This window comes from Eudoraea sp. (genome assembly GCF_049669105.1).
Classification (GTDB): domain Bacteria; phylum Bacteroidota; class Bacteroidia; order Flavobacteriales; family Flavobacteriaceae; genus Eudoraea.
The window spans coordinates 1-1,682 of the sequence record NZ_JBATKE010000145.1 but is presented as its reverse complement, the minus strand read 5'-3'; the positions used below and the strand labels follow the sequence as shown (position 1 = coordinate 1,682).

Here is a 1,682-nt window from a genome sequence, read left to right as displayed (position 1 = left end):
ATGTTCATCTGTTTTGATATTGAAACTCTGGTCCTTTAATTTGACCAGAATATTCCTATTGGAGTAAGTAGGATTAAAATAAGAACCAATGATCATCAGTGCATTTTTTAAGGGAGAATTCCCAGGAAAGGAAATGCGCGGTCTTCTTTTCAATAACACCCCAGACACAAGGGTTTTATTGGAAAACTCTACAGAAGAAAAGTACCAGACAATAGGCATAGACTTTAATTTTATGTCTTATTTAATTTAGTATTATAACATGATGGTATGTTGAGAATTAATAGTATATGACTATCCGACTGATTGTATAATTTAAAACTTCATAACTATATAGTTATAGTCTATTTAGATCTATTAAACTGGAGCCCAACACCAAAAAATATACGTGCCTTTTCTATATCGTTAACATATGAGACATCAAAATCTATAGGCCCCAAAAATGATTTAAAAGAAGTTGTGAGTCCTGCTGAAAACAACGTACTTGCCTCAGTTGTTTCATTCCAATTTCCTTTTGGCGAAAATGCACTTTTAAAATAGGTGTCAAAATCGTTAAAACCTACCGAAGACAGATGAACATGAGGCGTAAGGAATAACCCACCAACAACATTGTACTGCATACTCAATTTTATCATCATAAACTGTGTTACTGGTAATTCTGCCTCTTTCAAACCAGGAAATACAAAATTGTCTTTTCTAGGTCTTTCTATAACACCTCCCATATAATATTTTGATCCATAACCAAACGCACTGTAACTAACATCATCAGATCCTGATTCGGGTTCATTATAGATGGTCAAACCTGATGAGGCTCCAATGATTCCTACCATTTTTTTGTTAAGGGGAAACCTCTTTTCAAAATCCAATATTAATTTTGTATAGTTGCTGAAAGATCCCGAAAGGTCGTCTAATGTCTCATCTGAAAAAGACAACCTAACATTGGTATGGACGGCATGGCTTACTTTAAGATTGAAATACGTGCCCTTTGTTGGATAAAATACTTGATTCATAGTATTTAAACCAAACTGCGCATATATGTCCCATGACCCGAACTTATACTTATCAAGACCAATGACATTATCATTAATATCTGAATCAATATTCGGCTTCAATCTGGTATTTTCATAATCGAGCCCTATACCAACATAACTACTGAATGAGTTTAAATTTTTATTAATTTGGGTGTCAAATTGAGAGTACCTATATTTCAAATTCTCCGCAAGCTCTCCACCAACGGTATATTCCTGATCTAAATTTTCTAAAAACCATTCAGTTCTAACCCACCAATCCTTTTTTTTACCAAAAATATTTTGATATTGTACTCGGTATCTTTCTTGTGATGCTATATCAACAGTCGCTAAAATACGAGAGGAATTTCCCAACATATTTCTTCCAGTGTAATTCAATAATATACCTGCCTGTCGAGAATTGTCAAAATGTAAGGCTCCTTTTATTCGATGCGTAGATTTTTCAACCGCTACAACATTAAGATTTAATGCACCACGCTCATCCTTTTTTACTGCATAGCTAATATGATCAAAAATATTCGTGCCAATCATTTTGTCTATGCCGTCATTGATTTCATCTGTGCTATATTTCGTTTGATCCTTGAAATTTGATCTGGATTTAGCCAATGGAAGGTTCTGTTTACTAATACCCTTGTAATTGATATTTTGAATTAGAAA

Annotated in this window: 1 protein-coding gene and 1 pseudogene; both read right to left on the bottom strand. The window is 33.7% G+C overall.

Annotated features, from left to right (window positions below):
* On the bottom strand, window positions 1-219 hold a 219-nt coding region (locus WBM60_RS12375; protein ID WP_424283136.1), incomplete at its 3' end, for a hypothetical protein.
* A 122-nt stretch (window positions 220-341) separates the two neighbouring features.
* Window positions 342-1,682: pseudogene (locus WBM60_RS12370) on the bottom strand (patatin); the annotation flags it as partial.